We start from the raw sequence: 24,626 nt of genomic DNA, 5'->3' as shown, positions 1-24,626 counted from the left end.
GTTGTCACAGGAGGATATGATGGAAAAAGACAACAGCTTGACAAATAAAGCCTATGAAACCATACGGCAGCAGATTTTTGATTTCGATCTGTTTCCGGGGCAAATCGTATCCGACTATCTTCTCAGCAAGGAGCTGAATATGAGCCGTACCCCCATCAGACAGGCACTCATGCGCCTTAAAAATGAGGGACTGCTGGAAGAACAAATCGGTAAGAAGAACTACCGTGTTTCTACCATTACAAAAGAAGATATACAGGATCTCTTTGATTTTCGGGAAGGGATTGAGACTACCGCCTTCATGCTTTCCTGGCGTAATGGGATTACCCCTGAGCAGCTGGAAAACCTTCAGGAAATCACCGATAAGATGAAAGAAACAAAGGATGCCGGACAGGCCAAAGAACATTTTTTTTATGATCAGCAGTTTCATAATGAATTGGTTGCACTGTCCAACAATAAGCGGCTTATAAAAGCCCATGATGAGATACTGCTTCAGCTGACCAGAATGCGGTTTCTCTCTTTTTTGGAAAATTCACTGCAGAGTAAAGCGTGTATGAAGCATCAGGCTATCATAGACGCCATTAAGGACCAGGATTATGAGCGCGGGCGCCAGGCCGTCATTGATCATGTGCGTTCATCGCGGGATGATTATATTAATCTGTTCGGCAACGGACTGTCGGCTAATTCCCTTTGTCTGTTGCGTTATTTTACAAGAAGTCCTGAAACGGATTCAAAAGAGGATGAATAAGAAAAGGCCATGAAACTATGAAGGCGGGGCGGAAAATGCCTTCATGGTTTCATGGCTTTCTTTTTGTTTTTATTTCAGACACACGCTAGGACAGCTTCAGCGCCCATTCCTTACAGTCCCACACATCGGTTGCCAGTCCCTCATAAAACTCTGGTTCATGGCAGATTAAAAGGATACTGCCTCTATATTCCTTAAGGGCCCGTTTCAGTTCATCCTTTGCATCCACATCCAGGTGGTTGGTTGGCTCGTCAAGCAGAAGCACGTTGGATTCCCGGTTAATCAGTTTACAGAGCCGGACCTTGGCCTGCTCGCCTCCGCTGAGCACCCTGACCTGGCTTTCGATGTGTTCCGTGGTCAGGCCGCATTTTGCCAGGGCGGAGCGGACCTGGTACTGTGTATAGGCGGGAAATTCGGTCCATATTTCCTGAAGGCAGGTGGTTGTATTGCCGGGTGCCATTTCCTGCTCAAAGTAACCGATGGACAGGTAGTCGCCCAGCTCCACACTGCCGCTCAGGGCAGGTGTAAGGCCCAGAATGCTCTTAAGCAGAGTTGTCTTGCCGATGCCGTTGGCGCCTACCAGCACGATTTTCTGGCCCCTCTCCATCACCAGATTGAGAGGACGGGACAGAGGCTCGTCATAACCGATGATTAAATCCTTTGTCTCAAAAATATATTTACCGGGCGTACGGGCTTCCAGGAAATGGAATTCCGGCTTGGGCTTTTCCCTGGCAAGTTCAATGACATCCATCTTATCCAGCTTTTTCTGGCGGGACATGGCCATGTTCCTGGTGGCCACCCTGGCCTTGTTCCTGGCCACGAAATCCTCCAGCTCCGCAATTTCCTGCTGCTGGCGCTTATAGGCGGCCTCCAGCTGGGACTTCTTTACCGCGTATACTTCCTGGAACTTGTCATAATCGCCCACATAGCGGTCCAGTCGCTGGTTTTCCATATGGTAAATCAGGTTGATGACACTGTTGAGGAAGGGAATGTCATGGGAGATAAGGATGAAGGCATTTTCATACTCCTGCAGGTAGCGTTTCAGCCAGTCAATGTGCTGTACATCCAGGTAGTTGGTAGGCTCGTCCAATAGCAGAATGTCCGGCTTCTCTAACAGAAGCTTGCCTAAGAGTACCTTGGTGCGCTGGCCTCCGGAAAGCTCCGTCACATCCTTGTCCAGTCCTATGTCGGCCAGGCCAAGGGCCCGTCCTACCTCCTCCACCTTGGAATCAATGATATAGAAATCATGGGCCATGAGAAGGTCCTGTATGGTTCCCAGCTCATCCATCATGGCGGCCATCTCTTCCTCGCCGGCCTCCCCCATCTTATCGCAAATCTGGTTCATATGCTCTTCCATCTCAAAAAGGAAAGCGAAGGCGTTCTTTAACACATCACGGATGGTCATGCCCTTTTCCAGCACAGCATGCTGGTCCAGATAACCGACCCTCACGTTTTTTGCCCACTCCACCTTGCCCTCGTCAGGCATGAGCTTGCCGGTAATGATGTTCATAAAGGTGGACTTTCCTTCGCCGTTAGCCCCAATCAGGCCGATGTGCTCACCCTTTAACAGGCGGAAGGAGACATCCTGGAAAATAGCCCGGTCCCCGAAACCGTGGCTTAAATGCTCTACGTTTAAAATGCTCATATTATTACAAACTCCTTTTGTGAAAACTCCTTTATTTACAGGTGCTGCCATTCTTTTATTTCAGCAGTATTATTCTACATGACATAATCTGTTCTGACAAGCACAAACCTTACTTTTATGGGGGTTTGTTGGGATATGGAGTAAAAACAGAGCAAATGTAAAAAATAATTACAAATAAAATGAACCGTCTGCCCGCCTCCCTCCTCTATATAGCAGGTGCACCGATTAACAACACCTTCTGGCAGTTAAGCTAAAAGGGATATATAATGGTTCCATATATAAGTGGTTCCAAATAAGAGAGACGATGGAAGGAGTGGATGGACATGGAGCAGGAGACGGCAGGTCTGGTACGCCGCATGGCGGAAGGAGACAGCCAGGCATTTGACCGGTTGATGGAATTTTATTATCCCAAAATACTGCGCATGGCATATCTCATATCCGGAAGTCATGCAGACAGTGAGGATATTGTACAGGAAACTTTTGTGCTGTGCTGGATGAACCGAAAGAAAATCAAAGAACCGGAATATTTTGGGAACTGGCTTTATAAGACCCTTACCAGGGAAGCCTGGCGGTATTGCAGGAAGAACAGGAAAGAACAGCCGGTGGAGGAAGTGTTTGGGAAGGAAGAGCCTGAAACAGCCTCAGTGCTGGAGGAAGTCATGATGCGCTCCCAGGAAAAGGAGCTTTATAAGGCAATAAGGAATCTTCCGGTCAAACAGAGGACGGCCGTTGTCCTGTACTATTTTAACCAGATGTCCACCAGGGAGATAGCCGGCATCATGGGCTGTCTGGAAGGAACCGTTAAGTCCAGGCTGTATACGGCCCGGGCGAATCTGAAACAGGAATTGATGGAAGAACGCAAGAGGGTAGGAAGGGAGGTAACCTTATGAACAGACGGAGTAAACCGGTGGCGCAGAAGGAACTGGAAGAGCAGATAGGCCGTGCCCTATGCAGCCGGGCAGAGTCCATACAGGTGACTTCCGCAGATACAGAGAGAATGCGGCGCTCTGTTCACCGGAAAATAGAGGAGGAATCAGGAATGAAGAAATGGAATATGAAGCGTGTATTCGTGGTGGCTGCGGCCATCTGCGTACTGGGTACCATAACAGCGGTTGCAGCAGGGAAGGTTGCTTATACAAGCGCCGGAGGCAGCCATCTGGATGATTTTACCTATGATAAACTGGGAGAAATGGAGACAAAGCTGGGCTATACCACCAATGCCCCCGAAGTATTCAGCAACGGATACCGGTTTGACATGGGAATGCCCACCCATCAGGACGCCATGGATGAGGATGGAAATGTGATAAAGTCCGCGGAAAGCTTTTCTCTGCATTACAAAAAGGACGGAAGCCCGGATATATTCGTTACAGTCCAGGGCACAAGCCTGTTTGAGGAGGAAGGACAGCCGGACCAGGTATTTGAACATAATGGGATTACTCTAAACTACACCAGGGACCAGTACCGTTTTGTTCCCCCGGATTATCAGGCCTCCGAAGAGGAGAAGGCAAAGGAAGCAGCAGGAGAACTCTATATCTCTTATGGAAGCGATACGGTAACGGACCAGGTTGCCCAGAGTATGCTCTGGAAGGATGGGGAGAAGGTTTACATCATAACAGCCATGGATAATCCCATGACAGCCCAGGATATGGCCCAGATGGCTGGTGAATTGATAGATAATAAGCAGTAGGCCGATAAGGACAGAGGATAAGGACAGAGGATAAGGACAGAAGATAAGTGAGACGGCCCTGTGTGATTCAGGCATATATTTGCAGCGTGAATCATATAGGGCCTTTCTGCAGCCGTTTTTCTGCAGCCGTTTTTCTGTAGCCGGCCTTTCCTGCTGTCCGCTCTTCCAGCTATCCCCTGCAGGCCTCCACAAAGCTTTTAAATATATTGGCGGACACAGTATCTGTCTTCCACATATACTCCGGATGCCACTGAAGGGCCAGAAGATAGGGATAATCCGGCATCTCCAGGGCCTCGATGATGCCGTCGGGCGCATGGCCGCTGGCAATGAGGCAGGGGGCAATCCTGCGTACGGCCTGATGATGGGAACTGTTTACTTCGATTTGCGTTTTCCCATTAGCAATCCCGCACAGCAGTGTATCCCTTTGTACATCCACATGGTGTGAGGGCAGGCAGCATGAATAGGGCTGCTTATGGGCAATGGGAAAGCCGGTTTCTGCCTGGCTGGTAATATCCTGATAGATGTCGCCTCCCAGGCCTACATTGATGACCTGGGCTCCGCGGCAGATTCCCAGGACCGGTTTTTTGGCTTCCATGGCCAGCTTCAGAAGAGACAGCTCCATGGTATCCCGCGCCACGGACACATTGCCGCAATGCATATGTGTTTCCTCCCTCAGCAGGAACGGATGAATGTCCGGACCGCCGGAGAAGAGAAAACCGTCGCAAAGCCCGGAAAGCTGCTTTAAATCTTCCGCTGATACTTCCAGGGGAAGAAGGATGGACAGGCCTCCTGCCGCTTCAATGGCCCTCAGGTAGGTGGGGCGTACGCTTATTTCGTCATTATCTGTATTATGGGAAGGGGTTATGCCGATTACTGGTTTTTTCATGGTATTTGGATTCCTCCATGTATTCTGTGAATAATATATGCTGAATATATGAAAAAGAGCCCCTTCCCTCTGGAAGAGACCCTTATGTAATACTTAATTAGCCTTCGGAAATAGCTCCGGTTGGGCAGGTAGCTGCACAGGTTCCGCAGTCGATGCAGGTATCAGCATCAATAACGTACTGGCTGTCTCCCTCGGAAATTGCACTTACTGGACATTCAGCTGCACAGCTGCCGCAGCTTACACAAGCATCACTGATTACATATGCCATGATAAAATACCTCCTTAAGATTTGTCTACATTGTTATTTTATTTTATACTATAACGTCTAATTATTCAAGAGGAAAATCGTTCCTAAACCAGCGAATATTGTATAAATTTAGGAGCAATGGACCCTTTCATCGCGCATTCCCTGAAGAATAATTTTGCGGGACTCTGCCGCCTTTGCAGGAGGCAAGGGAGCTGTGTCTTCTAACGGGTAGGGGATTCCAAGCTGGCCGTACTTAGCTTTTCCCATGTCATGATATGGCAGAACATCCAGCGCCTTTACGTTTTTAAGGGTGCCCAGATAGCGTCCAAGGCGGTACAGATATTCCTCCCGGTCCGTTATGCCCGGCACCACCACGTGACGGATCCATACGGGTATCTGCTTCTTTTCCAGGTATGCGGCGAAAGCCAGTATATTATCCTGGGGCTGGGCACAGAGTTTCACATGTTCCTTTGGATCAATATGCTTGATATCCAGCAGTATCAGATCTGTGGAAGCCAAAAGCCGGTCAAAATGGGCCATGACCGCCTGGGAGCCCGGGTTAAAGGTGATGCCGGAGGTGTCCAGGCAGGTGTGGATACCGCTTTTTTTTGCCTTCTCAAAGAGCTCTGTCACAAAACCTATCTGCATCAGCGGTTCGCCGCCGCTGACCGTGATGCCGCCTTTTTTGTAAAAAGGGCGGGCCTGCTCATACTGGTCCAGTATTTCCTCCGCTGTCATGGGAGAACCGCCCTTGGGATCCCATGTATCCGGATTATGGCAATAGAGACATCTCATGGGACATCCGCTTAAAAAGATAACCATGCGGATACCGGGGCCATCCACGGTACCAAAGCTTTCTATGGAATGTACGCGTCCTATCATAAGGCTGTGCTCCTTTCTGAGAAACATGGATGCCGCCTGAGGCGGAACATCTTCCTGTCAGGCGGCATCCAAAGCAGTTTGCAGACAGGATTTAAATGGATCCGTGGAAGGTTCTTGAAATGACCTCATCCTGCTGCGCCTTTGTCAGCTTATTAAAATTTACTGCATAGCCGGAAACCCTGACCGTGAGCTGGGGATATTTTTCAGGGTGGGCCTGTGCGTCCAAAAGGGTTTCCTTGCTGAATACATTTACATTCAGATGGTGTCCGCCTTCCTGGGCATAGCCGTCTAACAGAGCCACCAGGTTATCAATCTGTGATTCGCTTGCTTTTACCATAATATGAATCCTCTCTTTCTCAAGTGAATGGTTTATATGCTGCTTATCAGGATTCCTCGATATCGGCCTCGGAATCCAGCCCTTCAAAAAGGGTAGGTGCTTCACAGCCGCCTCCGCAGCCGTTCAGCTCCACTTCCAGGTCTCCCATGAAAATCTGGTCATCTTTGCCCAGAGCGCCCGGTATGATGGAGAAGGTATTGGAGATACCGTCCTGGGCGTCCCTGAACGGAAGCTTTGCCACGGAAGCCAGGGATGCCACTGCGCCTCTGCTGTCTCTGTGGTGCATGGGGTTTGCGCCCGGCGCAAAGGGCTGTCCGGCCTTTCTGCCGTCCGGGGTAGCGCCCGTATTATTTCCGTACACCACGTTGGAGGTGATGGTGAGGATGGAAGTGGTGGGGATACCGCCGCGGTAGGTGTGGTTGCCCTTTATATAGCTCATGAAGGTGTGCACCAGGTCTGCTGCCAGCTGGTCTACCCGGTCGTCGTTATTTCCATATTTAGGGAAGTCGCCTTCCACAATATAATCAGTCACAATGCCCTTATCGTTGCGCACCGCCTTGACCCTGGCATATTTGATGGCGGACAGAGAGTCTGCAACAACGGAGAGGCCTGCAATGCCGGTTGCGAACCAGCGGGTCACCTTTTTGTCGTGGAGCGCCATCTGCAGTCTTTCATAGCTGTATTTGTCGTGATTGTAATGTATGATGTTCAGGGCGTTGACATATACCTTGGCCAGCCATTTCATCATATCCTTGTACTTGTCCATCACGTCGTCAAAATCCAGATACTCGGTGGTCACAGGACGGTATTTAGGACCTACCTGCTTTCCGCTGATTTCATCCACACCGCCGTTGATGGCGTAGAGCAGGCACTTGGCCAGATTCGCCCTGGCGCCAAAGAACTGCATTTCCTTGCCGATGCGCATGCTGGATACGCAGCAGGCAATGGCATAATCATCGCCGTGGGTCACCCTCATTAAATCGTCGTTCTCATACTGGATGGAGGAGGACTCAATGGAGGTCTTGGCACAGAACCTTTTAAAATTCTCAGGAAGCTTTGTGGACCACAGTACGGTCAGGTTTGGCTCAGGGGCAGTGCCCAGGTTCTGAAGGGTGTGCAGATAACGGAAGGACATCTTGGTCACCATGTGGCGGCCGTCAATGCCGATTCCTCCGATGGATTCCGTAACCCATGTGGGGTCTCCGGAGAACAGCTCGTTGTATTCCGGCGTTCTGGCAAACTTTACAAGACGCAGCTTCATGATGAAGTGGTCCACGAATTCCTGAATCTCTTTCTCTGTATAGCGTCCTTCCTTTAAATCGCGCTCAGCATAAATATCCAGGAAGGTGGAGGTGCGTCCCAGCGACATGGCTGCTCCGTTCTGCTCTTTGACAGCGGCCAGGTAGCCCAGGTAGGTCCACTGGATGGCTTCCCTGACATCGCAAGCCGGCTTTGAGATATCAAACCCATAGATATTTCCGAGCTCCTTTAAATCCTCCAGCGCCCGGATCTGCTCAGACAGTTCCTCGCGCTCTCTGATAACATCGGAGTACATAATGGTGCGTGTGGAATCCTTTTCTTCCTTTTTCTCCTGAATCAGGGCATCCACACCGTAAAGGGCGATTCTGCGGTAATCACCGATGATGCGTCCGCGTCCATAGGCATCCGGCAGGCCTGTGATGATATGGCTGGAACGGCATGCCCTCATCTCAGGGGTGTAGGCGTCGAATACACCTGCATTATGGGTTTTTCTGTGCTTGGTAAAGAATTCCACAATTTCAGGATCAACCTCATATCCATTGTCCTGGCAGGCCTTCATAGCCATGCGGATACCACCGTAAGGCTGGAGGGAACGCTTAAATGGTTTGTCGGTCTGAAAGCCTACGATAGTTTCCTTGTCCTTATTTAAATATCCTGGGCCGTGGGACGTGATGGTGGAAATGATTTTGGTATCCATATCCAGGACTCCGCCGGCTTCCTGTTCCTTCTTTGACAGCTCCATGACCTGGTTCCAGAGCTCCGTTGTATTCCGGGTAGGACCTTCCAGAAACTCGTCGCTGCCGTCATAGGGGGTGTAGTTTTTCTGAATGAAGTCGCGGACATTGATTTCCCGCTGCCATACACCGCCTTTAAATGTGTTCCACTCTGTTCTCATAGACTTTTCCTCCTGTGAAATGCGTGAACCTATATATAAAAACTATTGTTAACCAAATGTTTCACAGCCATACCGGTTTTACCGGACATCCATAGTCTACTAAAAAAACCCGATATATGCTGTTGCTTTTGCAACACTTATTATATTATGCACATTGTATACACGTCAAGAGGGCATAGTGATAATATTTTTTAACAAGCCTTGATAATTATGGTTAATATGAAAAATATGTAAGTCCATGTTGGACTTGTAAAATGTCGAAAAACGTATTATGATGGTAGAAGCGTGGTAAACCGAATAATTGGGTATACTGATAGCAGAAATAGAAGGAGGACACGATAATGGAAATTAGTAAAGACATGCTCATCGGACAGTTGATCCAGGTAGATGACAGCATTGCACCAATCCTGATGCGTGCCGGAATGCATTGCCTTGGCTGACCGGCATCCCAAGGAGAGTCTCTGGAAGAGGCCTGTATGGTACACGGTATAGACTGTGATACACTTGTTTCTCAGATTAATGAAATTTTGTCAGCCAAAGCCTGATGATAATCTGAAACAGTGATTGGAGGAACCTGGCTCAGGGGATATATGACTGGGCCGGGTTTTTTTGTGTTTGCCGGTATTGACAGAGTGTTATCGAGAGAGTAATATATTAGTATATTAAAATATTTATTTCCGGAAAACCGGAGAAGCACAAAGTACTGTATATATTTAAGGAGGAAATTAGTTATGGATATGACATTGCGTTGGTTCGGGGAGGGTGTGGATTCTGTATCTCTGGAGCAAATCAGGCAGATACCGGGCGTGAAAGGCGTGATTACCACCCTGTATGACATTCCGGCCGGGGAGGTCTGGCCTATGGAGCGTATCCTTCAGATGAAGGAACAGGTGGAAGCCAGCGGATTAAAGGTCCTGGGAATTGAGAGTGTGAATATACACGATGCTATTAAGGTGGGAACTCCTGACAGGGAGCAGTATATTGCCAACTACATAACGACTCTGGAGCGTCTGGGTCAGGCCGGAATTACAGTGGTGTGCTATAATTTCATGCCGGTCTTTGACTGGACACGTTCCGATCTGGCTAAGGAGCGTCCGGACGGTTCCACGGTGCTGGCTTACAACCAGAAGGAGATTGATAAGATTAACCCTGAAAATATGTTCCAGTCCATGGGAGAAAAGTCCAACGGGTTTGAGCTTCCCGGCTGGGAGCCTGAGCGTATGGCGCGCATAAAAGAGCTGTTTGACATGTATAAGGATGTGGATGAGGACCGCCTCTTTGACAACCTGGTGTATTTCCTTAAGGCAATCCAGCCCGTATGCGAAACGTATGATATTAAGATGGCCATACATCCGGATGACCCGGCCTGGCCTGTATTCGGATTAGCCAGAATCATCACCGGTAAAGAGCGGCTTCTCAAACTGATGAAGGCTGTGGATGCAGACTTTAACGGCGTTACCCTGTGCACCGGTTCCCTGGGAAGCAATCCGGAAAATGACATCCCGGATATTATCCGGTCCTTAAAAGGAAGGATTCCCTTTGCACATGTGCGCAATCTGCAGTATAATGCTCCTGGAGATTTCCAGGAAGCTGCCCATCTCTCAGCAGACGGCAGCATGGATATGTATGAGATAATGAAAGCGCTGTACGACATTGGCTTTGACGGAATCATGCGCCCTGACCACGGAAGGGCTGTCTGGGGAGAGGTGTCCATGCCGGGATACGGTCTTTATGACAGAGCCATGGGGGCATGCTACTTAAATGGTCTGTGGGAGGCTATCTGTAAGCAGAACCGATAGGCGCATACAGAAGGAAAGGATGGGTGCCATGAGATTAACCTTTGATGAAATTAAGAGTGAGATTAAGAGGGTGCTGGTTAAATACGGGATGTCTGAGGAAAAGGCGGAGACCTGCGCCCGTATTCACACGGAGACTACCTACGACGGGGTATATTCTCACGGCACCAACCGGGTGGCCAGGTTTGTAAATTACATTCAGAAAGGCTGGGTGGACGTAAATGCTGAGCCTTCCCTGGAGCGGGAGTTTGGCGCCCTCAGGGTTTATAATGGAAACATGGGGCCCGGCGTCCTGAACGCCCTGTACTGCGCGGACCGGGCCATGGAGCTGGCGGATCAGTACGGCATCGGCATGGTGGGAATCAGGAATACCACCCACTGGATGCGGGGCGGCACCTACGGGCTGTACGCTGCAAGAAAGGGGTATGCGGCAATTATGTGGACCAATACAGAGTCCTGTATGCCTCCATGGGGAGGCAGGGAATGCCGTCTGGGCAACAACCCCTTTGTCATGGCTGTGCCGTCTGCGGACGGAGGAGAACCTCTCCAGCTGGACATGGCCATGTCCCAGTATTCCTACGGAAAGCTGCAGGTTACCCGGCTGGCCGGGGAGAAACTGCCCTATCCCGGCGGATTTGATGATGAGGGCAATCTGACGGACGATCCGGGCGCCATCGAGCAGTCCCGCCGTGTGCTGCCTGTGGGTTATTGGAAGGGATCGGCCTTTTCGTTTATGTTGGATATCCTGGGGTCCGTGCTCACGGACGGTATAGGGGCAGCCGGCATGGACCAGAAGGGATACGGCAGCTGCGGAGGCTGTTCCCAGGTCATGATTGTGGTGGATCCCGGCAGGACCACTACGGATGCCCATATGAAAGAAATCGTGGATACAGCTGTCCTGTATGTAAAGAGCTCGGCCCCGTCGGAGGAAGGCGGCAGCGTCAGGGCGCCGGGCCAGGGAAGCGCCCGGTTCCATGAGGAGCATGACAGGCTGGGGATTTACGTGGATGATGATGTCTGGAAGGAGATACAGTCCCTGTAGGCCCTGGGAACTGGTATTAGGAGGTTTTACCCATGAAGATAGAGGAAAAGAGACATGGAGAGACTGCCAGACAGTATGCGTACCGGACCCTGCGGGAGAACATCATATCTCTGGATTTGGAACCGGGAGCGCCCTTTAACGATGTGGAAATGTCGCAGATGATTGGCATTAGCCGCACACCCGTGCGGGAGGCGGTCATACAGCTCAGCGAGGAATCCAGAATCATTGAGATATTCCCCCAGAGAGGGATGCGCATTGCGTTGATTGATGTGGATCTGGTGGAGGAGGCGCGCTTTCTGCGCCTGGTCCTGGAAAAGGCGGCTGTTGAGCTGGTCTGCGGACAGGCGGATGAAGAGGACCTGCAGTGGCTGGATGAGAATATCAGGCTCCAGGAGTTTTATCTGGAGGGAGGTTCATCCCGGAAGCTTTTGGAGCTGGACAATGAGATGCACCGGAAGCTGTTTTCCATCTGCCGCAAGGAGCTTACCTATGAGATGAGCCAGAGGCTGGCGATTCACTATGACAGGATCCGCAGCCTGTCCGTGGCAGCGGTTAAGGACCATAAGATAATTGAGGACCATAAAAAACTGCTGGAGGCAATACGGAGCCGCGATAAAAAGCTGGCCGCAGAGACAATGGATCTCCATCTGAACAGGTGGATGTTGAACGAGCAGATGTTCAGAGACCAGTACCCGGCATATTTTAAGTAACTGTTCCGGGCTTTCAGGGAATCTAATTCCAATCAGCATGAAATCGTTTAAGGCAAAATAATACCCCTGGGTCGATACGGCCTCAGGGGTGTTTTCAATCGTTCAATATGTTTAGCTCCTAAATCCTGGCAAGATTCTGAAGGGCGTTATCCTGAATGATGACCTCGTAGTGCTCCTTAAAATATGCCTCGCTGGCAGATTCCCCTGACAGCTTGGTGGCATACTCTGCCAATATGTTGCACACGCGGGAGAAATCCAGGTCCCCGCAGTCCAGGCGTTTTACAATGAGATAATACTGTCTGGTTCCGGGCTTCTTATACAGCGTGTTAACGCCGTCATAGATTCCGGATACGGCCCGGGAAGCCTCGCTTATGCGGTCCAGGCTATTGAAGCGGAAAATGCGGCTGCTGGCTACGGAGCCTGTATTCTTCTTGGCAGGAGCTTCAGAGGCACCGTCCGTACCGCTCTCATCCCCAACCTGTTCCACGGAACCTGGCTCCAGGTAGTTCAGGGAATCCGGAGCACCCTCCAGGAACTCGCTGGCCAGCTGCGACACAAGGGAATTCTGGTTGTCGTCCGTGAAAGGTGAGAACTTGGCAAAACGGGTATCCAGTTCTTCCGGATCTTCGATTTTAGTGATGACCAGCATAATGCTCTCGCTGGACAGCGGAATCGCCTCAACCATCAGAGGAATGTCCTCCGCCTCAAAGCCCACTTCATTGGATGCTTTCTGAATCATCTCCCGGAACAGCTTCCTGGCTTTTTCTGTTCCATAAGCCAGCTCTACCAGGTTTATGTTGCGCGCACTTAAATCAAAGCTGGTCAATGTACAGCGAATCTGGTTTTCATTGATACGTTCTATCTTCATTAGGATCACTTCCTGTTCTGTGTCAAATGTGGTGACATCTGCTTAGGGCCAGGACATTTTTGGAAACTTCAGGCCGAAAGTAGACTTCTACACTTTAAATATACTACATTACAGGTGGAAATATCAATCATTTCATAAAAATTTAAAAAATATCGTGCCGCAGGATGTTTTCAGGTTGTATAAATAGCATATGAAAAGCCATGGAAGATATAACGACCATAGACAGGTGACAAAGAAAAGGGTAAAATTGGGATATGAGATGATATTGTAACGAAGGAGGGGTGAATAAGGAATACCATTTTATTTGGCAAATACCGTCTGCTGCACAAATTGGGAACAGGCCGGGCAGGAACCGTATGGCTGGCAGTGCACATTGGCCTGGAGGAATACAGGGCCATAAAGCGCATTTCTAAGAGGGATGCCGACTATGACACTTTCCGAAGGGAAGCATTGGTGCTAAAAGAACTGCGCCATCCTGGGATTCCCATGATCTATGATTTAGAAGAAGATTCTGAATTTTTTTATTTAATCGAGGAATATCTTGAAGGATATTCTCTATATGCCCTGATTGCGAATCAGGGGCCTATTCAAGAGGCAGAGGCAGTCCGTTACGGGATGCAGGTCTGCGGGCTTGTGGCTTACATGCATTCTGCGTGTGAATTACCCATATTACATTTAGATTTACAACCAAATAACCTGATTATCTGCAACGGCACCGTAAAGCTGATTGATTTTGATCATGCCGCAGGCTGCCGGTGGGCAAACATTGCCCCAAAGCGATTCGGTACAGTGGGCTGCGCGGCTCCTGAACAGTATGCTTCTGACCGTATGTTGGATCAAAGGACCGACATTTATGCCATTGGTGCAGTCCTCCGTTTTATGACAGCCGGAACCCTGAGAGAGGAGGCCGGACAGTCTGCCGCCCTGTCGGAGGTCTTTGAGCGGATTATCAGAAAATGCATGGACTCCAATATGGAGAAACGGTACGCTTCCGCCGGTGAGGTGGAGGATGCGCTTCAGGCGCTGTGTACCAGGAAGCTGACAGAAGAAAAGGAACAAAAGACAATACCATCTCATATTTTGCTTGTGACCGGAATGAAGGCTGGGACGGGCACTACACATTTGGCCTTTGGGCTGGTATGTTTTCTGAACAAAAACGGATACCGGGCGCTGTATGAGGAACATAACGCCTCCCGGGCAGTGGACACCATGGCCCGCAGGGCAGGTATGCGTCCGGACCGTTTTGGAATCTATACCATGAACGGCTGCTGCTTAAAGCCGTGGTATGGGCCTGCCGTAAAGCTGGATGAGGGGACAGGATTTGATATCATAGTAAAAGACTATGGGACAGACTGGCAGCAGGCGGAGCTGGAATTAAAGGCAGGGAAGGCAGATTTATTAGGGACAGGCAGCGCCAGCGCCTGGGACGGCCGGTACATCAGGCAGTACATATCCTGGATGAATCAGGCATGGGCGGGCCGGTGTGATGGGAACCGTGTGCTTGTATTCCGGGGGACACGGACCATATGCCAAAAGGAACTTAAGGCCATGACAAGCTCAGACAAGGCCTTAAAGGGAATAAAGCTGTTTGTTTCGCCGGAGTATGAAAATCCTTTCAGACAGAAAAGAGAAGAAGCCTTTTTTCAGTCGCTGTGGTCTGCTATAGCCGTCAGCGGCAGGAGATGGAACCGAAAAAGAGGCTTATTAAAATCATGGGGTTTTCTAAGAGAAATCATTTTAAACACAGCCGGCAGCCTGCGAAAGGGTGCAGGGTTGTCGGAATCACAGGAACAGGACGGGGAACAGGGGTGACTCATCTCAGCGTCCTGGCGGCCAATTATATGGCCAGTGCCCTGCAGCGCAGGACTGCGGTAATTGAGTGGAACGACCATGGCGCGTGGAAAACCATGAAGGATATATGCCAGGCCGGTTCCGTAAAGCAGGCGGATTCTGCGGATTACAGATACAAAATCTTCGGGGTTACATATTATATGCAGGGGGACCCCAGCATACTGGCGTCCTGTCTGGGTGGAATATATGACGAAATCATAATTGATTTTGGAGAATTGAGACCATCCATCAGGGCGGAGTGGCTCAGGTGTGAAGTGAAGATTGTCATGGCGGCACTGAGCGAATGGAAGCTGGAGGCATTTTTGGAGCTTTTATCAGAGGAGGAAGGACGCAGAGCAGGGTGGATATATACGGCTGCCTTTGGCAGCGAGGACACCAGAAAACAGATAGAGAGGCAGTTTGGGATTTCTCTGGTCAGGGTTCCTCTTTCAGTAGATGCTTTTTCAGTGGATTATAAAACCATGCAGTGGTTTGAGAGGATTTTGTGAAGAAAAAAGAGACAGAAGGGAACGGCGCACAAAAGTATGTCACGGAAACAACTCCTTGGTGCTGCCGTCCGGCTGTCCCGCGGTAATAGGGGAGGGCTTATCGGTATGATAAGAAATGTCGAGTATGGAGACCGGAAGAAACACCAGAGAACCTATCTGGACGGATTGAAGAGATACAAGAACAAAGGGGTCCGGATTACCATTGACGGAGTCGAGTGCCCGGAAAAGGAATGGGAAAAGATATTCGAGATGGGAGAAGACGGAGGCTTTTATATGGGAGACTATGTCGGCGCCGAACAGGGCTGTCTGAAGGAAATCAGATTTGACAAAGTGTATCTCAGCGACCCTCCCAAAGAGAAAAAAGATAAGGATTCATAAACAGGCAATAAAATCAGATAACAAAAGCCCGGATTATGCCGCCGCCATGAGTACCGTCTCAGCCTGTGCAGCCAAAGCAAGGCGGCGCATACCGGGCTTTTGTGCCTGTTTCCTCCATAATGACTGTAAATTGTAAGCAAATAATTGGTACATACACTTTGTTTTGTGGTAGAATAAAAACAATCATTAGGAAACTGGAGGACAGGATGAGCAGAAGAAGACAAGGTCACGGCTGCGGAATCACGGTGCTGGTTCTGCTGTTCATATTTATCCTGGCAGGCAGTGGTCTGGGAGTGTTTTTTGCCAAGAAATACATGCCCAGCAATGAGCTGGCGGATAAGAGCAGGGTATTTGGTATTAAGGGCGGCCAGGTGGCCCTTATTTTGGATAACCAGGTGCAGGAGGAGAAGGGAATCTACGAGGATGGCCAGGTATACCTGCCTGTGGACTGGGTAAATGAACATCTGAACGAGCGCTTTTACTGGGATGAGGGCGAACAACTGCTTGTGTATGCACTGCCTGAATCCATTGTGTATGCGGACGAAAGTACCCAGGGCGAGAAGGGACCTCTCTTTAAGGTCACACAGGATGGAATGTACCTGTCTCTTGGAGTTGTGGTAAATTATACGGATATCCGCACGCAGGCCTTTGCCACAAGCCAGATTAAGCGGGTGTTTATTGACACCTCCTGGCAGCCCTATGACACGGCAGTGCTGAAAAAGACAGGCCAGGTCAGAGTGAAGGGCGGTGTGAAGAGCCAGATTATCACGGAGGCAGCGGCAGGAGAGACTGTGGATGTGCTGGAGACCATGGACAAGTGGTCCAGGGTCAGGACCGCGGACGGTTACATCGGATATGTGGAGAACCGGAAGCTGGAGGCAGGAGAGCAGATTGCGCCTGTCAGCACCTTTGAGGCGCCTGTATATACCAGCATTTCCATGGACGGGAAAGTAAGGCTGGGATTTCATCAGGTCACACGGCAGGAGGGAAATAATACTCTTGAGGACTATGCGTCCAATGCCAGGGGGATGAATGTGATAGTGCCCACCTGGTTTAATGTGGTGTCCAGCGATGGAACCTACACATCATTAGCCAGTAAGGATTACGTGGATAAGGCCCATGACATGGGACTGAAGGTGTGGGCCATGGTGGAGAATGTGAGCACCCAGGAAAGTATCAAGAACCTTAATACAAAGACTTTGATGTCCTCCACCAGTACCAGGAAAAAGCTCATTGAAAAACTGATGAATGAGGCGGATACCTATGGCTTTGACGGATTCAACCTGGATTTTGAGAGCCTGAAGGCGGAGGCAGGACCACATTATGTGCAGTTCATAAGGGAAATGTCGGTTGCCTGCCGCAATAAGGGACTTGTGCTGTCCGTGGATAACTATGTACCGTCCTCCTATACTGCGTTTTATAACAGGAAGGAGCAGGGAATTGTGGCTGACTACGTGATTGTTATGGGATATGACGAACACTATGCGGGAGGAGAAGCCGGCTCCGTATCCTCTATTCCCTATGTGAGGGAGGGCATTGAGAATACCCTGAAAGAGGTTCCCAAGGAAAAGGTCATCAATGCGGTCCCCTTCTATACCAGAGTGTGGACTGTAAATGAGGGAAAGACGTCTTCCAAGGCATATGGCATATCAGATGCCAGGCAGTGGGTGGAGGAAAACCAGGTGGAGCTTACCTGGGATAAGCTGCTGGGGCAGTATTACGGCGAGACTGTGAGCGGAAGCGGACAGCAGTATATATGGATGGAAGAGGAGGATTCCATGAAGCTTAAGATTGACCTGATTAAGGAGTTTGACCTGGCAGGAGTTGCCTGCTGGAAGCTGGGATTTGAGCCAGCGGATATATGGGATATTGTGTCAGGGGTTAAATAGACAATATGGGTGACGCCGGAGGAAGGAAATGAGACGAAGAAAAAGGGTAACGGGAATCATGACAGCAATCTTAATGGCTGGAGTCATGGCAGGGTGCAGCGTACAGGCTGGAAAGCAGGTGGAGCCCACCACTGGAAAACAGCAGACAAAGGAAACGGTTCAGGAGACAGTTCAGGAAACAGAGCTGCAAAAGCCCACCCATCCTGCGCCTTCGCAGATACAGCCTTTTCCTGATGTAGAAAAGGAGACAAAGGCAGAGCCTCTGATTGGAGGAAAACGCATTATCCTTATGACAGATATACATTATCTGGCAGAATCCCTGACGGACCGGGGAAATATGTTTCAGTCTATGGTAGAGCACGGCGATGGAAAACTGACCAATTATGTATGGGAGATCACAGACGCCGCACTGGAGGAAATTAAGCTGCTGAGTCCGGATGCCCTGATTATCAGCGGAGACTTAAGTCTTCAGGGGGAAAAGAAGAGCCATGAAGAACTGGCGAAAAAGCTGGATGAGGTGGAGAAAGCCGGTATCACGGTTTTGGTTATACCGGGCAACCATGATATTAACAACCCAAGCGCCTCCGTGTATTCCGGGGGAGACCGGTACCCGGCGGAACCTACCGCACCGGAGGATTTTGAGCGCATATATAAGGAATTCGGATACTCGGAGGCCAGCAGCAGGGATGCCAATTCCCTCAGTTACACCTATGACCTGGGACCGTCTATGCGCCTGCTCATGCTGGATACCTGCCAGTATGAACCCCGCAACAAGGTAGGGGGAATGATAAAGACAGAGACCTATGAGTGGATAAAGGAACAGCTTAAGCAGGCGGCCCGTGACAGCGTGATTCTTCTTCCGGTTGCCCATCACAACCTGCTGGAGGAGAGCAAGGTATATGCGGATGATTGTACCATCGAGCACAGTGAGGAGCTTATTCAGATGCTGGAAGGGGAGAATATCCCGCTGTTTCTCAGCGGACACCTGCATGTGCAGCACTTCATGAGAAATAATGACATCGGTATCTATGAGGTGGTCACCAGCTCCCTGTCCACGCCTCCCTGCCAGTACGGCGTGCTGGATTACATGGAAGATGAGACATTTTATTACTATTCACGCAAGGTGGATATGGAGAAATGGGCCAGGAAAAACAAGAGCACGGATGAGAACCTGCTGAACTTCGACACATACAGTCCGCCTGTTTTAAAGAGGATATTCTATAATCAGGCCTATGACGCCATGAAGAACTCTGCGGAGGAGGAGACGGGCAGCGTATTTGTGAAGCTGACAGAATCAGAGAAACAGCAGATGGCAAAGGTATACGGCGACATCAATGCCGCGTGTTACGCAGGCAGGGCATATGAGGTGGTGAAGGAGGCAGTAAAGCAGCCCGGATACGCCATGTGGAAGGAGTACTGCTATCCCGCCATCCTGTATGAATACCTGGAATACATCATAGAAGATGCGGTACGGGATTATAACGTTCTGAGCATGGAGTAAAAACAGGTTCATTTTCATCAGGCGGGTGAATATACTGGAATAAAGGTTATCAGGGAGCGCCCATTGATGAAGCATTCAGCATGGCAGACAGTGATGGGGATTCTGCTGCTTTGTATCGTGGCATTGATATCATGGCAGGCAGGAACATTGGTGGCTGTCCATAATCAGGCAGCGGAGGCAGACAAGGCAAGGCCGGTGGTGGTCATAGACGCCGGACACGGAGGCAGCGATCCGGGTAAGGTAGGGATAAATGGTCAGCTGGAAAAGGATATTAATCTGAAGATAACAGAGCAGCTGAAAGCATATCTTGAGGCCTCCGATGTAGAGGTGATCCTTACCAGGGATTCGGACCAGGGGCTTTACAGCTCCGGAGACAGTCATAAAAAGATGGCAGATATGAGAAAACGGTGCGAAATCATAAATGAGGCAGTGCCGGATTTGGTGGTCAGCATCCACCAGAACAGTTACCATGAGGAGTATGTATCCGGAGGCCAGGTTTTTTATTATAAGACATCAGAGAAGGGAAAGTATCTGGCGGAAATTTTGCAGAAGCGCTTTGATTATGTGCTGGGCGAGGCCAACAAGAGGATGGCCAAGGCCAATGACAACTATTATCTCCTGCTTCATGTGAAGGAGCCTATTGTCATAGTGGAATGCGGATTCCTGAGTAATGGAAAGGAAGCCAAACGCCTGGAAGATGAGGAATATCAGGACAGAATGGCCTGGACCATACACATGGGAATCATGGAATACCTTAATACGGTCAAACAGAAGAGGTAGAAGCCGGGGGCTGGCCCGGCAATTAGATATAAGATATGAAAATGGGAAGGCTGACCCGCGTGAGGGCGCCTTCCCATTGTTGTATTTAGGCTTTAAATATGAAGAAAACAAAAGGCCGGAGAACTGGCAGAGCAGTCCTCCGGCTGGAAATAAAAAAAGCGCGAGACGGGATTCGAACTTTAAAAGGGAAATAAACATTGCAGGAAGGAGGATTACATGTCCTGCCTTGCCGTGTATTCAAAAAAGGTATTCAAATGAAAGGTAAGGTATTTATTATGAGAAAAAAAGTCGAAATGTCCCGTTTGTCCCTTCATATTCCAACTGCGTTATATCGGCGTATTGATGAGGATTCTAGGCGTTATGACATTACTAAGACAGCGCTTATCCAGACTATGATAGTTAATTACTATCGGTCTGTTGATTCTTCGTCTTTTGGAAAAACGCCTGATTGTAACACGTAGTTCTTTTGGCTCCGGCCTGGCCAGGAATCACCTGCAGGTGGAAATGTGTTACAATAATGTCTTATAGTCACGCCATAATGTAACTGGCGATTGCGAAAAACTAGCCGTGTGTCAAGGGGCAAGGCCCCCGCCCTTTGGGGGCCGAGACGCCGTAGGGCAACCCTTGACGCACAACGGAACACGCTATAATGTTGGCAAGAGGACGTTAGGCCGCAGGCCTGCTTAACGTCCTCTTGACTACTATTAGGCGTGTCGCGGGCTTCTTTATAATTAATTTTGTTTTTTATTCATTGATTTTTTTTAATGTTTCTTCTATTTTTTCTTCGTCTAGTATTTCTTTGTTGCCTTCTTTTTTTAGAAATTTTCCTAATTCTGATATAATTAAAGTTCTTATTTCATTTTCCTGGTATGTTTTTGGTTCTCCGTATCTTGTTTTTATTTTTAGCTTTTTTCCGTCTACAATTTCTTCTTCATATACTTCCATTATGTCGCTTGGTTGTACTCCTAAGTGTATACAAATTTTGTCTATAGTGTCTGTTGATATGTTTTGTCCTTTACTTAATTTGGCTAAGGTTGGGGACGATATTATTTTTAATAAATCTGTTTTTTTCATGTTTCTTATTTCTAATAATGCAAATAGTTTACCGTAATCAATCATTTTTGCTTTCCCTCCTTTAAATTAGTCTAGTCTTTTTTTTTATTAATGTCAATTAATATTTTTTTAGCTTTGTATTGACTTTTATATTAGTTAGTGCTAATATTATTAATGTAACTTAATAATATATTAAATATAGTTAATCCGTGTAACATTTATGAGGAGGTATTTACATGTCAAAGAATTACATATCATCCGATACGGAGGAATGGGTATTTTCCTTGTACTCTCATATGCCAAAGGAGGAGTTTACAAAAGATTTACAGGCTCTTTGCTCTGCCCGCAGGGTATATCTTCAAAATGAATTGGCTGATTCGTTCGTCTTTGGGTATCTGGATTCGGTCTATGAGGTAATGCGTGATGTTCTCACATGTAAGGCTTTAGGCTGATTAAGCGGTTGCGGGGGCAACCGGCCCGGGCTACGCCGGCCGGTGCCCCGCTATGGGGATTTGTGCTTTATGGAAATTTTCATTTTAAAGATAACCTGTGATTGTTGTAAGAAGGCTTCCCTGCAACGTGAATATTGTGCCCGCCGTGTATCGGTCCGGCTCAGTGACAGGGATTTTTATAAGTATGCAGTGTTGGAACATGGTTGGCGTAAGTCTCTTGTCGGTTGGACTTGTCCGGATTGCCAGGCACGAGCAACCAGTAATCAACCCGGATTGTCAGGTACGGGCAACAGTAAGCAACCCGGATTACCAGACGCAAGCAACAAGTAAGGAGGTACAGTATGGTCATTAAAGGCTGTAAGACTATTAAGGAATATAAAGCATTGCGGGAACATTTTGTTGACCTATGGTATCAGACGAACTTTGACAGTGGTACAACCTACTATGATATTGTGGGTAATTATGTAAAGGTTGTTGATTACACTGGTGATTCTGTCAAGGTCCCATTATCGGAGATTCCGGGTTACCACTAGCCGTTGAGGATTTGTCTGGATTGCCGGCCACAAGAAACTAAGCAACCATTAGCGCAGGTGTCGAACCTGCTCGCCCCCGTATAGTAAGACGGGGGTAGTATTTCAAGTAAGGAGATAACAAACTATGAACATTATGCCTAACGAAGTTCAGAAAAATGGTTTACGGATATGCGCTGATTGGATTTCTTTTACAATTCCGTCTTGGGAAGGTTCTACAGGTGCCCTTATGGCTATGTCCTTGCTTGGATATTCCCATACAGATTTCCAGCGTATGCCCCGTGGTGCACAAGGTTATAAATCCATGTTCAGACAGTCCTTGTATGGTATTTCTATTCTGTTTGATGGAAAAAAGGATATGGGAATCCATGTGAATATCCCCGGAAAAGCTATACACGATTGCCTTTTACATTTTTCCAGAAAATATAGTTCTGTTACTCCTTTTGGCTCTGTTGCCTATGAGGTTGATAGCTTTGACGTCAGTTTCTATTCATCCGTGCTTCGTGATTTACTGCGTAAAATTCAGGAAAAAGGACATCTGACCCGTTTTGATATTGCCATTGATGATATCGGCGCTAATTATTATTCATTGCCTGCCCTGGATAAGAAACTTGCAAACAATGAGTATGTTTCTAAATTCCGTGGCCATGAATCAAAGATTTCTTATCATACCGGCAATGAACTTAAGGGGTATACTATTTATTTGGGTAGCCGTCATAGTGATATTATGTTACGGGTATATGATAAGCAGTTGGAACAAAATTCCAGACGTGTTAATGATTCGGATGCCCTGATTGAATGTCCCTGGATTAGGTGGGAATTGGAGTTAAAGGATGATTATGCCTCCAGGGCCGCAAAGTTTCTTGTGGATGGTGAGCTTTTAAATACGGTTGCATGCGGTATCCTGTCTAATTATGTCCGCTTCATTACTTTGGATGCTACACGTAAGGGAAATTGTTCCCTTGATTCTGTTTGGGAATCCTTCATTGATGGTGTCTCAAAGTTATCTTTATACAAGGCTCCTGCCCCGAAAACAATTGATGATAAAAGGAACTGGCTGTTCCGTTGCGTTTCCAGGGTTTTTACAACGGTTGTTGCATCTGATGGTTATGATTTAGGTGTTGTCCATGATATGTTAAGGATTGGCGAACATAGGCTTTCTGGTAGTGATATCGCCTTGATTAATCAAGCCTGTTTTGGCTGATTGATATACGTCTATATATATTATATTTCTGTTGCTGGTGAGGTGTTTTTCTGGTATGGTATTAAATGGCAGGGCATTAAAGAATATGCGTAAATATAAAATGGAGATGGTCTTGGAAGTCCATCCTTATGCCATTACTGAGCTTGCCGGGAAAAGACGCCGTTGTCAGACTTATGTAAAGGATGGTGATTCAAGGCGGTTGATTTGTTCCGCTGATAAAGACGGTCTGTTTGAAAAGCTTTATGACTTCTATTTTGTCCATAATGGTACTTCATCCATGACCATGGATAAGCTTTTTCAGGAATGGCTTGTTTATAAGGAGGCCGTCACTGATAGCCTGAAAACAATCCGTAGGCATGAGCAGCATTGGAACAAATATTTTGCCCATCTTAAATCTAAAAAGGTCGCTTCTTATGACCGTCTGGAACTTCAAAAAGAATGCAATCAGTTAGTGAAAACTAACAATCTATCTTCTAGGGAATGGCAAAATATTAAAACGATTCTTTCGGGCATGTTCTATTATGCAAGTGAAAAGCATTATATACAGGATGATATCATGCGTGATGTTAAGATAACTGTCAAGTTCCGGCAGGTAAATAAAAAGACAGGAAAAACAGAAACTTTCCTTACGGATGAGTTAGATACCCTCATTAGGTATCTGAATGCGGAATTTGCACGCACCCATGATATGGCTATCCTTGCTGTAAGGTTCAACTTCTTTGTCGGTTGCCGTGTGGGGGAACTTGTTGCTTTGAAATGGTGTGATTTCCTTGACATTCAGCATCTGCATGTTTGCCGTGAGGAAATAAAGGAATCCGTGCATGATGGTGATAAATGGAAAGATGTTTATACCGTTGTTGAACATACTAAAACACACACTGACCGTATTATCCCGCTTATGCCGGGTGCAATCCGTATTTTGAATGATATCCGCCTTAAGATGGCTCCTGGTTCCTCTGATGATGATTTTATCTTCATGCGTGATGGTTCCCGTATTACTTCAAGGCAGATAAACTATGTTCTTGAGAAAGCTTGTAAGAAGATAGGGATACCTGTTAAGAGGTCCCATAAGATACGGAAAACTGTTGCAAGTCGCTTAAGTGCTGGGAATGTTCCTCTTGATTCTATCCGTGAAATGCTGGGACATTCAAACTTAAGTACTACTTTGGGCTATATTTACAATCCATTATCCGAGAAAGAAACCTATGCTTTAATGTCAAAAGCACTCTAATTGTATTCAAGTGTATTCAAATTTGATATACGGCAATAGAAAAAACCCTGATAAAATCAGGATTCCCTCATGTCAAGAAAGCGCGAGACGGGATTCGAACCCGCGGCCCCCACCTTGGCAAGGTGGTGCTCCACCCCTGAGCCACTCGCGCATGAAAATATGTTATTACTTTGACGTGGTATAGTCTATCATATTTTCTCTGATAAATCAAGAGGTTTTTTATCTGTTGGATTAAATTTGTTGGTTTAAAATGTTTCTGAAATATTTTTGAG

General features: G+C 48.0%; 25 protein-coding genes and 1 tRNA gene. 17 read left to right on the top strand and 9 right to left on the bottom strand.

Features of this window, described 5'->3' with window-relative positions:
• Positions 1-19: 19 nt before the first annotated feature.
• A complete protein-coding gene (locus CGC65_RS28170; protein WP_002566909.1) occupies positions 20-745 on the top strand; it encodes a GntR family transcriptional regulator in 726 nt (241 codons plus the stop codon).
• A gap of 85 nt (positions 746-830) precedes the next feature.
• Here CGC65_RS28170 and CGC65_RS28165 read toward each other — a convergent pair whose 3' ends face one another.
• A complete protein-coding gene (locus tag CGC65_RS28165) occupies positions 831-2,387 on the bottom strand; it encodes an ABC-F family ATP-binding cassette domain-containing protein (protein WP_002566908.1) in 1,557 nt (518 codons plus the stop codon).
• 323 nt (positions 2,388-2,710) lie between these two features.
• Here CGC65_RS28165 and CGC65_RS28160 point away from each other — a divergent pair, with 323 nt between their 5' ends.
• Positions 2,711-3,277: an RNA polymerase sigma factor gene (locus tag CGC65_RS28160; RefSeq protein ID WP_002566907.1), complete on the top strand. Its 567-nt coding sequence runs from the start codon at positions 2,711-2,713 to the stop codon at positions 3,275-3,277.
• Complete coding sequence (locus CGC65_RS28155) at positions 3,274-4,074, top strand: hypothetical protein (protein WP_002566906.1); 801 nt, start codon at positions 3,274-3,276, stop codon at positions 4,072-4,074. The genes CGC65_RS28160 and CGC65_RS28155 overlap by 4 nt, the downstream gene beginning before the upstream one ends.
• A 169-nt stretch (positions 4,075-4,243) precedes the next feature.
• On the opposite strand, the gene CGC65_RS28150 is transcribed toward CGC65_RS28155, so the two are convergent.
• From CGC65_RS28150 to pflB, 5 genes are all read right to left on the bottom strand, one after another.
• Positions 4,244-4,960, bottom strand: coding sequence for a gamma-glutamyl-gamma-aminobutyrate hydrolase family protein (locus CGC65_RS28150; protein WP_002566905.1), 717 nt, complete (start codon positions 4,958-4,960; stop codon positions 4,244-4,246).
• Between the two features lie 97 nt (positions 4,961-5,057).
• Positions 5,058-5,228 (bottom strand): DUF362 domain-containing protein, encoded by a 171-nt coding sequence (locus CGC65_RS28145; RefSeq protein WP_002566904.1) that lies wholly within the window; start codon positions 5,226-5,228, stop codon positions 5,058-5,060.
• A 108-nt stretch (positions 5,229-5,336) separates the two neighbouring features.
• Complete coding sequence (gene pflA, locus CGC65_RS28140) at positions 5,337-6,089, bottom strand: pyruvate formate-lyase-activating protein (RefSeq protein ID WP_002566903.1); 753 nt, start codon at positions 6,087-6,089, stop codon at positions 5,337-5,339.
• 91 nt (positions 6,090-6,180) lie between these two features.
• On the bottom strand, positions 6,181-6,426 hold the full coding sequence (gene grcA3, locus CGC65_RS28135) for an autonomous glycyl radical cofactor GrcA3 (protein WP_002566902.1): 246 nt from the start codon (positions 6,424-6,426) through the stop codon (positions 6,181-6,183).
• Positions 6,427-6,472: 46 nt separating this feature from the next.
• The gene (pflB, locus tag CGC65_RS28130) at positions 6,473-8,581 is read right to left on the bottom strand and encodes a formate C-acetyltransferase (protein ID WP_002566901.1); all 2,109 of its coding nucleotides are present in this window, start codon (positions 8,579-8,581) and stop codon (positions 6,473-6,475) included.
• Between the two features lie 341 nt (positions 8,582-8,922).
• Between pflB and CGC65_RS32625 the strand changes: the two genes are divergently transcribed.
• The 4 genes from CGC65_RS32625 to CGC65_RS28110 all read left to right on the top strand — a co-directional run bounded on the left by CGC65_RS32625 (position 8,923) and on the right by CGC65_RS28110 (position 12,129).
• Positions 8,923-9,126 (top strand): DUF1858 domain-containing protein, encoded by a 204-nt coding sequence (locus tag CGC65_RS32625; protein ID WP_096039150.1) that lies wholly within the window; start codon positions 8,923-8,925, stop codon positions 9,124-9,126.
• Positions 9,127-9,312: 186 nt separating this feature from the next.
• A complete protein-coding gene (uxuA, locus tag CGC65_RS28120) occupies positions 9,313-10,380 on the top strand; it encodes a mannonate dehydratase (protein WP_002566899.1) in 1,068 nt (355 codons plus the stop codon).
• Between the two features lie 19 nt (positions 10,381-10,399).
• On the top strand, positions 10,400-11,419 hold the full coding sequence (gene yiaK / locus CGC65_RS28115; RefSeq protein ID WP_002566898.1) for a 3-dehydro-L-gulonate 2-dehydrogenase: 1,020 nt from the start codon (positions 10,400-10,402) through the stop codon (positions 11,417-11,419).
• 32 nt (positions 11,420-11,451) lie between these two features.
• Entirely contained in the window at positions 11,452-12,129 is a 678-nt protein-coding gene (locus CGC65_RS28110) for a GntR family transcriptional regulator (protein ID WP_002566897.1), read from the top strand.
• 118 nt (positions 12,130-12,247) lie between these two features.
• On the opposite strand, the gene CGC65_RS28105 is transcribed toward CGC65_RS28110, so the two are convergent.
• Positions 12,248-12,997 carry an adaptor protein MecA gene (locus CGC65_RS28105; protein ID WP_002566896.1) on the bottom strand — a complete coding sequence of 250 codons (750 nt, stop codon included), beginning with the start codon at positions 12,995-12,997 and terminating at the stop codon, positions 12,248-12,250.
• Positions 12,998-13,315: 318 nt separating this feature from the next.
• Between CGC65_RS28105 and CGC65_RS28100 the strand changes: the two genes are divergently transcribed.
• From CGC65_RS28100 to CGC65_RS28075, 6 genes are all read left to right on the top strand, one after another.
• Entirely contained in the window at positions 13,316-14,809 is a 1,494-nt protein-coding gene (locus tag CGC65_RS28100) for a serine/threonine protein kinase (RefSeq protein ID WP_306559823.1), read from the top strand.
• Positions 14,806-15,336 (top strand): hypothetical protein, encoded by a 531-nt coding sequence (locus CGC65_RS28095; RefSeq protein WP_002566894.1) that lies wholly within the window; start codon positions 14,806-14,808, stop codon positions 15,334-15,336. Before CGC65_RS28100 ends, CGC65_RS28095 begins: the two co-directional genes overlap by 4 nt.
• 105 nt (positions 15,337-15,441) lie before the next feature.
• Complete coding sequence (locus tag CGC65_RS28090; RefSeq protein ID WP_002566893.1) at positions 15,442-15,714, top strand: hypothetical protein; 273 nt, start codon at positions 15,442-15,444, stop codon at positions 15,712-15,714.
• Between the two features lie 206 nt (positions 15,715-15,920).
• Positions 15,921-17,603, top strand: coding sequence for a glycosyl hydrolase family 18 protein (locus tag CGC65_RS28085; protein WP_002566892.1), 1,683 nt, complete (start codon positions 15,921-15,923; stop codon positions 17,601-17,603).
• A gap of 28 nt (positions 17,604-17,631) precedes the next feature.
• A complete protein-coding gene (locus CGC65_RS28080; RefSeq protein WP_002566891.1) occupies positions 17,632-19,104 on the top strand; it encodes a metallophosphoesterase in 1,473 nt (490 codons plus the stop codon).
• A 66-nt stretch (positions 19,105-19,170) separates the two neighbouring features.
• Positions 19,171-19,884 carry an N-acetylmuramoyl-L-alanine amidase gene (locus tag CGC65_RS28075; RefSeq protein ID WP_002566890.1) on the top strand — a complete coding sequence of 238 codons (714 nt, stop codon included), beginning with the start codon at positions 19,171-19,173 and terminating at the stop codon, positions 19,882-19,884.
• A gap of 744 nt (positions 19,885-20,628) precedes the next feature.
• On the opposite strand, the gene CGC65_RS28070 is transcribed toward CGC65_RS28075, so the two are convergent.
• Positions 20,629-21,003 carry a helix-turn-helix domain-containing protein gene (locus CGC65_RS28070; RefSeq protein ID WP_007036696.1) on the bottom strand — a complete coding sequence of 125 codons (375 nt, stop codon included), beginning with the start codon at positions 21,001-21,003 and terminating at the stop codon, positions 20,629-20,631.
• A gap of 170 nt (positions 21,004-21,173) precedes the next feature.
• On the opposite strand from CGC65_RS28070, the gene CGC65_RS28065 reads away from it, so the two are divergent.
• From CGC65_RS28065 to CGC65_RS28050, 4 genes are all read left to right on the top strand, one after another.
• Positions 21,174-21,389 (top strand): hypothetical protein, encoded by a 216-nt coding sequence (locus CGC65_RS28065; RefSeq protein WP_007036695.1) that lies wholly within the window; start codon positions 21,174-21,176, stop codon positions 21,387-21,389.
• Positions 21,390-21,730: 341 nt separating this feature from the next.
• Complete coding sequence (locus CGC65_RS28060) at positions 21,731-21,922, top strand: hypothetical protein (protein ID WP_007036694.1); 192 nt, start codon at positions 21,731-21,733, stop codon at positions 21,920-21,922.
• Positions 21,923-22,046: 124 nt separating this feature from the next.
• The gene (locus CGC65_RS28055; protein WP_007036693.1) at positions 22,047-23,123 is read left to right on the top strand and encodes a replication initiation factor domain-containing protein; all 1,077 of its coding nucleotides are present in this window, start codon (positions 22,047-22,049) and stop codon (positions 23,121-23,123) included.
• Positions 23,124-23,178: 55 nt separating this feature from the next.
• A complete protein-coding gene (locus CGC65_RS28050) occupies positions 23,179-24,354 on the top strand; it encodes a tyrosine-type recombinase/integrase (protein WP_007036692.1) in 1,176 nt (391 codons plus the stop codon).
• A 79-nt stretch (positions 24,355-24,433) separates the two neighbouring features.
• Here the strand turns inward: CGC65_RS28050 and CGC65_RS28045 are convergent.
• Positions 24,434-24,505: transfer RNA gene (locus CGC65_RS28045), tRNA-Gly, on the bottom strand.
• Positions 24,506-24,626: the final 121 nt, after the last annotated feature.

Source organism: Enterocloster bolteae (assembly GCF_002234575.2).
Classification (GTDB): Bacteria; Bacillota; Clostridia; order Lachnospirales; family Lachnospiraceae; genus Enterocloster; species Enterocloster bolteae.
Note: the sequence above shows the minus strand (reverse complement) of the source record. Positions and strands in the feature narration are given on the sequence as shown.